The sequence below is a fragment of the Streptomyces sp. NPDC055103 genome (assembly GCF_053607625.1).
Window position 1 is genome coordinate 1 of sequence record NZ_JBSGTX010000131.1, and the last position, 9,414, is coordinate 9,414.

General features: G+C 70.4%; 8 protein-coding genes. 3 read left to right on the top strand and 5 right to left on the bottom strand.

The features are described from left to right. Positions 1-93: 93 nt before the first annotated feature. The 4 genes from ACWFR1_RS39450 to ctaC form a co-directional block, all read right to left on the bottom strand. Entirely contained in the window at positions 94-1,353 is a 1,260-nt protein-coding gene (locus ACWFR1_RS39450; RefSeq protein WP_453560723.1) for an Ig-like domain-containing protein, read from the bottom strand. A 127-nt stretch (positions 1,354-1,480) separates the two neighbouring features. Continuing rightward, complete coding sequence (locus ACWFR1_RS39455) at positions 1,481-1,879, bottom strand: cytochrome c oxidase subunit 4 (RefSeq protein ID WP_453560726.1); 399 nt, start codon at positions 1,877-1,879, stop codon at positions 1,481-1,483. After that, complete coding sequence (ctaD, locus tag ACWFR1_RS39460; protein WP_453560728.1) at positions 1,876-3,612, bottom strand: aa3-type cytochrome oxidase subunit I; 1,737 nt, start codon at positions 3,610-3,612, stop codon at positions 1,876-1,878. Before ctaD ends, ACWFR1_RS39455 begins: the two co-directional genes overlap by 4 nt. Beyond that, complete coding sequence (gene ctaC / locus ACWFR1_RS39465) at positions 3,609-4,574, bottom strand: aa3-type cytochrome oxidase subunit II (protein WP_453560731.1); 966 nt, start codon at positions 4,572-4,574, stop codon at positions 3,609-3,611. The genes ctaD and ctaC overlap by 4 nt, the downstream gene beginning before the upstream one ends. A gap of 335 nt (positions 4,575-4,909) precedes the next feature. Between ctaC and ACWFR1_RS39470 the strand changes: the two genes are divergently transcribed. After that, positions 4,910-6,298 carry an aminotransferase class V-fold PLP-dependent enzyme gene (locus ACWFR1_RS39470; RefSeq protein ID WP_453560733.1) on the top strand — a complete coding sequence of 463 codons (1,389 nt, stop codon included), beginning with the start codon at positions 4,910-4,912 and terminating at the stop codon, positions 6,296-6,298. Positions 6,299-6,335: 37 nt separating this feature from the next. Here ACWFR1_RS39470 and ACWFR1_RS39475 read toward each other — a convergent pair whose 3' ends face one another. Further along, positions 6,336-7,310 (bottom strand): carbohydrate kinase family protein, encoded by a 975-nt coding sequence (locus ACWFR1_RS39475; RefSeq protein WP_453560736.1) that lies wholly within the window; start codon positions 7,308-7,310, stop codon positions 6,336-6,338. Between the two features lie 130 nt (positions 7,311-7,440). Here ACWFR1_RS39475 and ACWFR1_RS39480 point away from each other — a divergent pair, with 130 nt between their 5' ends. Then, on the top strand, positions 7,441-7,647 hold the full coding sequence (locus ACWFR1_RS39480) for a hypothetical protein (protein ID WP_453560738.1): 207 nt from the start codon (positions 7,441-7,443) through the stop codon (positions 7,645-7,647). 79 nt (positions 7,648-7,726) lie between these two features. Then, the gene (locus ACWFR1_RS39485; protein WP_453560741.1) at positions 7,727-9,346 is read left to right on the top strand and encodes a hypothetical protein; all 1,620 of its coding nucleotides are present in this window, start codon (positions 7,727-7,729) and stop codon (positions 9,344-9,346) included. The last annotated feature ends 68 nt before the right edge of the window (positions 9,347-9,414 follow it).

Below are 9,414 nucleotides of genomic sequence, written 5' to 3' on the forward strand. Positions count from 1 at the left end.
CAGTCCCGATACTGGTGTATCGGGACGACCCCGACAACGCGGCGAGCGTGCGTGCCAGACGCCGCCCGGCAGACGGGACTTTCGAGACACGCCCTAGAAAGAGAGGGGCCGCAGACGGGCCTTGGCGTCCTCGGTGGCGGTCGGGTCTCCCGACTGCTCCACCAGGGCGCTGCCCTTGCGCCACTTGTCCCACGACAGGTTCCAGTCGCCGAAGCCGTTGCCGAAGGTGTCCATCGTGTCGCCGGAGCTGTTGACGGTCCTGACGATGTCGCCGGGGCGCACGGTCTCGTAGAACCAGGCCGCGTTCCCGGTCGACATGCCGACACAGCCGTGGCTGACGTTCGCCACGCCCTGCGAGCCGACGGACCACGGCGCGGCGTGGACGTATTCACCGCTCCATGTCACCCGGGTGGCGTAGTAGACGGGCAGGTCGTAGGACTCCGAACTGCCCTCGGCGATGCCGACGCTGGTGCCCCGCATCCGGACGTAGTACTCCTTGCCCAGGATCACCTTGATGCCGTTACGGGTGGAGAAGCCCGGTTTGCCGGTGGTCACCGGAATGGTGTTGATCACTTCTCCGTTGCGCCGGACGGTCATGTAGTGCGACCCGGCGTCCGCGACCGCCTCGATCCGGTCGCCGATGGAGAGCTTCAGCGGCTTGGACGCGCCGCCGTAGAGCTTGTCCCCCACCTTGAGGCCGTCCAGGTTGGCCGTGGCCGTCACACGGGTGCCCGCGGGCCAGTACTCCTTGGGGCGGAAGTGGAGTTGCTTGTCGTCCACCCAGTACCAGGAGCCCTCGACGGAGGGGGTGGAGCGGACCTTGAGGGCGCGTTCGACGACCGCGCGGGCCGCCCGGTCCTTCACGGGGAGGCTGAGGTCGGCGGTGAGGGGCTGTCCGACGCCGTACGTGCCCGCCTCCGGCCCGAAAGTGACGGTCAGGGCCCGTTTGGCCGGGGCCGTCTCGAACGTGTACGTACGGGCTCCTGGAGCGCCGTCCTCGTCCTCGGTGGCCACCCGGACCGTGTAGCGGGTGCCGGCCGCCAGAGCGGCCGTGGAGCGCCAGCGCTGCCCGTCCGCGGTCAGTTCGCCCGCCAGGTGGCGTCCCGCGGCGTCGGTGGCGGTGACGTCGGTGATCCGCCCGTCCTCGCCCTTGGCGGAGATCTCCAGGGGCTTCTCCGGGTCCGCCTTGGCGCCGCCGGCCGCGGTACTGATGGCGAGCTGGTCCGCCGCGTCATAGGGCTTCACCGACAACGGGTGGCCGTCGGAGCCCGCGCACGCCGTGGCGGCTGCGGTGACGGTGACGGCCAGAAGAGTGCAGCTCAGAACAGTCCGAATGCGCGGCGTGTCGTTCATGACCTCACGCTAAGGACAATCCCCGGCACGAGCGCGTCGAGTACGGCAAACGAGGGGCCCGGACACTTCGGTGACGAAGTGTCCGGGCCCCTCGGGGTGCTCCGTTGGGGAGCGGGTACCGCTGGTGCTACTGGTTCTGGTTCTCGCCGCGGTAGAACTCGAAGACCCAGCCGAAGAGGCCGACCAGGATCAGCGGGGCGGAGAAGTACATGATCCACCACCCCATCGCGATCGAGAGGAAGGCGAGCGCACCGCCGATGGCCAGCGAGAGCGGCTGCCAGCTGTGCGGGGCGAAGAAGCCCACCTCACCGGCCTCGTCCGCGACGTCGGCCTCCTTGTCGTCCTGCGCCATCGCGTCGACACGCCTGGCCGTGAAGGCCAGGTAGTAGCCGATCATGATGGACAGGCCGAACCCGAGGAACAGCGCCGTCGTACCGACCGGCTCCTTCGACCACACGCCGTAGAGGATGGCCATGGCGAGGATGAAGACGCTCAGCCAGATGAACATCTTGCCTTGGATCTTCACTTGCCGGCCCCCTTGCTGCCCGTGAGGGCCTCGGCCTCGTGCCCCTTGTTCTCCAGCTGGTCGACAGCGGCGATCTCAGGGTGGTGCAGGTCGAACGCCGGGGACTCGGAACGGATCCGCGGCAGGGTGAGGAAGTTGTGCCGCGGCGGCGGGCAGGACGTCGCCCACTCGAGCGAACGGCCGTAGCCCCACGGGTCGTCGACCTCGATCTTCTTGCCGTACTTGGCGGTCTTCCAGACGTTGTACATGAACGGCAGGATCGACAGACCGAGCAGGAAGGAGGAGATCGTCGAGATCGTGTTCAGCGCGGTGAAGCCGTCGGCGTCGAGGTAGTCCGCGTAACGACGCGGCATGCCCTCGGCACCGAGCCAGTGCTGCACCAGGAAGGTGCCGTGGAAGCCGATGAACAGCGTCCAGAACGTGATCTTGCCGAGCCGCTCGTCCAGCATCTTGCCGGTGAACTTCGGCCACCAGAAGTGGAACCCGGCGAACATCGCGAAGACCACGGTGCCGAAGACGACGTAGTGGAAGTGCGCGACGACGAAGTACGAGTCGGAGACGTGGAAGTCCATCGGCGGCGATGCCAGGATGACGCCCGTCAGACCACCGAAGGTGAAGGTGATCAGGAAGCCGATCGTCCAGAGCATCGGTGTCTCGAAGGACAGCGAGCCCTTCCACATCGTTCCGATCCAGTTGAAGAACTTCACGCCTGTCGGAACGGCGATGAGGAACGTCATGAAGGAGAAGAACGGTAGGAGCACGCCACCGGTGACGTACATGTGGTGCGCCCACACGGTCACGGACAGGCCGGCGATCGCGATGGTCGCGGCGATCAGACCGATGTAGCCGAACATCGGCTTACGGCTGAAGACCGGGATGACCTCGGAGATGATGCCGAAGAACGGCAGCGCGATGATGTACACCTCTGGGTGGCCGAAGAACCAGAAGAGGTGCTGCCACAGCAGCGCTCCGCCGTTGGCCGCGTCGAAGATGTGCGAGCCGAACTTGCGGTCGGCCTCCAGCGCGAAGAGCGCGGCGGCCAGGACCGGGAAGGCGAGCAGGACCAGAACACCGGTCAGCAGCACGTTCCAGGTGAAGATCGGCATGCGGAACATCGTCATGCCCGGAGCGCGCATGCAGATGATCGTGGTGATGAAGTTGACCGAACCGAGGATCGTGCCGAAGCCGGAGAAGGCCAGACCCATGATCCACATGTCGGCGCCGACACCCGGCGAGCGGACGGCGTCCGACAGCGGGGAGTAGGCGAACCAGCCGAAGTCGGCCGCACCCTGCGGGGTGAGGAAGCCGGCCACCGCGATGATCGAGCCGAAGAGGTACAGCCAGTACGCGAACATGTTCAGCCGCGGGAACGCCACGTCGGGCGCGCCGATCTGCAGCGGCATGATCCAGTTCGCGAATCCGGCGAACAGCGGCGTCGCGAACATCAGCAGCATGATCGTGCCGTGCATCGTGAACGCCTGGTTGAACTGCTCGTTCGACATGATCTGCGTGCCGGGACGGGCCAGCTCGGCGCGCATGAAGAGCGCCATGAGGCCGCCGACACAGAAGAAGGCGAACGACGTGACCAGGTACATCGTCCCGATCGTCTTGTGATCGGTGGTGGTGAGCCACTTGATCACGACGTTGCCGGGCTGCTTGCGCCGTACGGGCAGCTCGTTCTCGTACGAGTCCTCAGCTGCGGCGGCACCCTGGGTTTCGTTGTGGATGCTCACAGTTGGTTCTTCTCCGCATTCCTGGCCGGGTCCGTCTGCTCGATGCCAGACGGGATGTAGCCGGTCTGCCCCTTCTCGGCCAGCTCCTTCAGGTGCTGCTGGTAGCGCTCCGGGGAGACCACCTTGACGTTGAAGAGCATCCGGGAGTGGTCGACACCGCACAGCTCGGCGCACTTGCCGAGGAAGGTGCCTTCCTGCGTCGGGGTGACCTCGAAGGAGTTCGTGTGACCCGGGATGACGTCCTGCTTCATGAGGAAGGGGACCACCCAGAAGGAGTGGATGACGTCACGGGAGGTCAGGACGAACCGGACCTTCTCGCCCTTCGGCAGCCACAGGGTCGGACCCGGGTTGCCGGTCTGCGGGTTCCGGTCGCCGGGGATACCGGCGTCGTAGACACCGCCGGCGTTCTCCGGGAACGCCTCCAGGAACTTGTCCGGGATCGAGGCGAGGTTCTTGTCCGTCTTGGCGTCGCCCTTGACTCCGGGCACGTCCTCGACGTAGTTGAAGCCCCAGCTCCACTGGTAGCCGACCACGTTGACCGTGTGTGCCGGCTTGGGGGAGAGCTCAAGGAGCTTCGACTCGTCGCGCGCGGTGAAGTAGAAGAGCACCGAGACGATGATGAGCGGGGTGACCGTGTACAGCGCCTCGATCGGCATGTTGTACCGGGTCTGCGGAGGTACCTCGATCTTGGTCCGGCTGCGCCGGTGGAAGATGACTGACCAGATGATCAGTCCCCACACCAGGATTCCGGTGATGAGCGCGGCGGCCCACGAACCCTGCCAGAGGGAGAGGATCCGAGGCGCCTCTTCCGTCACAGGGGTGGGCATACCAAGGCGGGGGAAGTCTTCCCAGTTGTACGAGCAGCCCGTGGCTGTCGCCAGGATCAGGCCCGCAGTCAGCACCTGCGGCAGCTTCCGCCGCATCGGGCGCCGCGACGAGCGGTCGGAGCCGTTGGGACTCACGTAGCGCCTTCCCGAGAGTCTCGGCCCGCGTTTGGTCGGCCACGGCCGTCCGTCTCGCTGGTCGGTCGCCGCCCCGGCCGCGGGCAGGGGTTTGGATGTTTATGCGGACCAAACCCTACTGGACGCTATTTGGGGTCGCGCGGGGAGGGTGCCCAACGCGCCGTCCGAGTCCCCGAAGGGGTGGACTCCGGGGTTCCGGAGGGGGGTCCCACACGGCCGTTCGGCGGTCTGCCGACGTACGGAGGGGGCCTTCTGACGAGGTCTCACCCGCGGCGGATCGATGTACGGGCCGGGCGTGTCGGCCCGAGCCCGGGGGCAGGCCCTACCGTGGGCGGATGCCGTACTTCGACGCCGCGTCCGCCGCTCCCCTGCACCCCGTCGCCCGCCAGGCGCTGCTCGCCTCCCTGGACGAGGGCTGGGCCGATCCGTCCCGGCTCTACCGGGAGGGGAGGCGGGCCCGGCTGCTGCTCGACGCGGCGCGGGAGGCCGCGGCGGAGGCGGTGGGGTGCCGCCCGGACGAGCTCGTGTTCACTCCTTCGGGGACGCGCGCTGTTCACGCCGGAATCTCCGGGGCTCTCGCGGGCCGTCGGCGTGTCGGGAACCGCCTCGTCGTCTCGGCGGTCGAACACTCCTCCGTCCTGCACGCGGCCGAGCGGCACGCGGCGGCAGGCGGTGCGGTGACCGAGGTGCCGGCGGGCCGTTCCGGCGCGGTGGACGCGGACGTCTTCGGCGCGGCGCTCGCGCCCGGCACGGCACTCGCCTGCCTCCAGTCGGCCAACCACGAGGTGGGGACCGAGCAGCCGGTCGCGGAGGTCGCCGAGGCCTGCCGGGCGGCGGGCGTGCCGCTGCTCGTGGACGCGGCCCAGTCGCTGGGCTGGGGGCCGGTGGAGGGCGGCTGGTCGCTGCTCGCGGCGAGCGCGCACAAGTGGGGCGGGCCGGCGGGCGTGGGGCTGCTCGCCGTACGGAAGGGGGTGCGGTTCGCTCCCCAAGGGCCCGCGGACGAACGGGAGTCGGGGCGGGCGCCCGGTTTCGAGAACCTGCCGGCGATCGTGGCGGCGGCGGCCTCGCTGCGGGCGGTCCGGGCGGAGGCGGCGGCCGAGGCTGCGCGACTGCGGGCACTGGTGGACCGGATCCGGGAGCGGGTGCCGGTGCTGGTGCCGGACGTGGAGGTCGTGGGCGACCCGGTGCGCCGGCTCCCCCACCTCGTCACCTTCTCCTGTCTCTATGTCGACGGAGAGACGTTGCTGCATGAGCTGGACCGGGAGGGTTTCTCCGTTTCGTCCGGTTCGTCGTGCACGAGTTCGACGCTGACGCCCAGCCATGTGCTGCGCGCGATGGGGGTGCTGAGCGAGGGGAACGTCCGGGTGTCGCTGCCGGCCGGCACGGCGGAGGAGGACGTGGACCGCTTCCTGGACCTGCTGCCGGGGGTGGTCGCGGGGGTACGGGAGCGGCTCGGCGCCCCGGCCGCCTCGGCCGCGGTCCCGGCGGCCGGCTCCGGCTCGCTCGTGGTGGACGCGCTCGGCCGGCGTTGCCCGATCCCGGTGATCGAGCTGGCGAAGGTGATCGGCGACGTGCCGGTCGGCGGGACGGTGACCGTCCTCTCCGACGACGAGGCGGCCCGTCTCGACATCCCGGCCTGGTGCGAGATGCGCGGCCAGGAGTACGTGGGCGAGGAGCCGTCCGAGCGGGGTGGCGTCGCGTACGTGGTGCGGCGGGTGGCCTGAGAGCCACCCGCCGCATCCCGCATGCGCTCCAGCGGCCTCAGCCCAGGTGGGACTGGACCTCGGCGGCGGCCTCGTCGCCGTACGCCTTGGTGAAGCGGTCCATGAAGTTGGCGCGGCGCAGGGTGTACTCCTGCGTGCCCAGGGTCTCGATGACGAGGGTGGCGAGCATGCAGCCGACCTGGGCGGCGCGCTCCAGGCCGACGCCCCAGTGCAGGCCGGTCAGGAAGCCGGCGCGGAAGGCGTCGCCGACGCCGGTCGGGTCGACCTTGGCCGTCTCCTCGGGGCAGCCGACCTCGATCGGGGTCTCGCCGACCCGCTCGATGCGGACGCCGCGCGAGCCGAGGGTGGTGATGCGGTGGCCGACGCGGGAGAGGATCTCCGCCTCGGTCCAGCCCGTCTTCGACTCGATGAGGCCCTTCTCGTACTCGTTGGAGAAGAGGTACGTGGACCCGTCGAGGAGGGTGCGGATCTCCTCGCCGTCCATGCGCGCGATCTGCTGCGAGAAGTCGGCGGCGAACGGGATCGACCGGGAGCGGCACTCCTCGGTGTGGCGGAGCATCGCCTCGGGGTCGTCGGCACCGATCAGGACCAGGTCGAGGCCGCCCACGCGGTCGGCGACGGCCTTGAGCTCGATCAGCCGGGCCTCGCTCATCGCGCCCGTGTAGAAGGAGCCGATCTGGTTGTGGTCCTTGTCCGTGGTGCAGACGAAGCGGGCGGTGTGCAGGACCTCGGAGATCCGCACCGCGGAGGTGTCGACGCCGTGGCGGTCGAGCCAGGCGCGGTACTCGTCGAAGTCGAAGCCGGCGGCGCCCACGAGGAACGGGCGGCTGCCGAGCTGGCCCATGCCGAAGCAGATGTTGGCCGCGACGCCTCCCCGGCGCACGTCGAGGTTGTCGACGAGGAACGAGAGGGACACCGTGTGGAGCTGGTCGGCCACGAGCTGGTCGGCGAACCTTCCGGGGAAGGTCATGAGGTGGTCGGTGGCGATGGAGCCGGTGACTGCGATACGCACGGTGGGGTGCTCCTGCGGGAAGGCGGTAATGACAGTTCACGCTACCGGGTGGCGGCTTCTCTGCCGAACAGTGGAAACTACCCCAGAGTAGGCCTTTTCTCCGGAGCGCCCCGGTGCATACGGTGCGCCCATGAGCCTGCACCCCGCTCCCCGTGAGCGTCACGAGTCCGAGCTGAGCCTCGCCCAGCTGCGTGGTGACAGCGCGCGGATGGTCCCGCACTGGGTGACCCCGGCCGCGCCGGCCTCCGCTCCGGTCTCCCCCGCGCTGATCCACGGGGTCGTCGTACCGGCCGCCTCGGCCCGGCTGATCGACGCCACCGCCGAGTACGGCGGCTGACGGACGGAACCGTCCGCCCGCCCGCTCCGTCCCACCGGTGTCTTCCCACAGGGATGTCAGGGTCCGAAGGAGCGATGCCGTGAGCGGTACGGAGAACGGTCGGAGGCGGCGGAGGCTGGTCACCGCCTCGGTGGCGGCGGGCGTCCTGCTCGCCGGAGGCGGCGGGGTCTATCTCGCCGTCGCCGCGGCGGCGCCCGGCGAGGGCACGCCGGCCGGCGCCGAGAGCCGGGCCGCCGACAAGGCGGCCGCGCCCCCGCCGCTGCGCCTGGAGGCCGGCGGTACGGGCGGCGGCGGTACGGGGGACGGTGCCGGTATCGCCCCCGGCGAGCCGGACCCCGGCGGCGGCCCGAACGGGACCGTCTACACAGCCAAGGGCCCCCTCCCCCATGGGCCCTCCTCGGCCGCGGTCCACCGGCCCGAGGGCCTGGTCACCTCGGCGGAGGTGACCAGGCTGGCCGAAGCCCTCGGCGTCCCCGGGAGCCCGGCCCTGGTGGGTGAGGTGTGGACGATCCGGCCCGAGAAGGACGGCTCGGGGGCCCGCCTCGACGTGGCACGCGAGGCGCCGGGCAACTGGACGTACTCCTGGTACGACGGCGGTCCCGCCGGCGACTCCTGCCTCAAGGGCAAGGCCTGCCCTCCGCCGGGCGAGACGAAGCCCTCCCCCGGCGGTTCGCCGGTGAGCGAGGCGGCGGCGAAGGCGGCGGCCGCGCCCGTCCTGAAGGCGATCGGCCAGGACGACGCCAAGGTGTCGGCGACGCAGGTGATGAACGGCTCGGTCCGGGTGGTCAACGCCGAGCCCGTGGTGGGCGGTCTGCCGACCTACGGCTGGTCGACGGGGCTCCACATCGGTCCTGACGCCCGGCCGGTCGCCGGGAGCGGGATGCTCAAGGAGCCGGCGAAGGGCGACACGTACCCGGTGATCGGGGCGGAGAAGGCGCTCGCCGAGCTGAACGAGGCCTCGAAGGGCACCGGCCCGATCGGCATCGGCGGCTGCGCCACCGACCCGCCGGCCGGGGCGCCCGAGGTGGGGACCCCGAAGATGGGGATCCCTGAGATGGGGAAGCCTGACTCCGAGATGCCGGAGGCGGGCAAGCCCGACGCCGGGGTGCCGGACTCCGGGAAGCCGACCGGTAGGCCGGATCTGGGCGAGCCGGGCACCGGATCGAGCACTCCGGGCGCGCCCTGCCAGACGATCGTGGACATGGCGGCGCCGGACCAGGTGCCCGTGACGCGCGCGGTGTTCGGTCTGGCCGCGCAGGACGTGGCCGGGGAGCGGCTGCTCGTTCCGGCGTGGCTGTTCACGGCGGACCCCGCGGACGCGGCGCCGTACACGGTGACGCGGACGGCGGTGGCCCCGGAGTTCCTGGCGCCGCCGGCGAAGCCGTCGCCGGAGCCGACACCGGCGCCCGAGCCCGACGAGGGCACGGCCCCCGCGCGGCAGGTCGAGTCGTTCCGGACCGAGGGGGACGGCCGGAAGCTGTCCGTCACCTTCTGGGGCGGGGTGTGCAGCGACTACGCGGTCACGGCGCTGGAGAGCGCGGACCGGGTCACCGTGCGGGTGAAGGAGACTCCCAGGGACCCGGGACGGGCGTGCATCGCCATCGCGGTCGAGGTGACGAAGACGGTGACGCTCGACCGGCCGCTCGGCGACCGGCCCGTCGTCGACGCGGCGAGCGGGGAGGCCGTGCCGCGCCGCTGATCCCGGGCGGCCGGACATACGCGCGAGGGCGGCGGCCCGGCGTTCCGCACCCCGGGGGACTTAAAAAA

Excerpts from the sequence above, each read along its gene's own strand:
- ACWFR1_RS39450 (WP_453560723.1), bottom strand. The coding sequence starts at position 1,353 with ATGAACGACACGCCGCGCATTCGGACTGTTCTGAGCTGCACTCTTCTG.
- ACWFR1_RS39470 (WP_453560733.1), top strand. The coding sequence starts at position 4,910 with ATGCCGTACTTCGACGCCGCGTCCGCCGCTCCCCTGCACCCCGTCGCC.
- ACWFR1_RS39480 (WP_453560738.1), top strand. The coding sequence starts at position 7,441 with ATGAGCCTGCACCCCGCTCCCCGTGAGCGTCACGAGTCCGAGCTGAGC.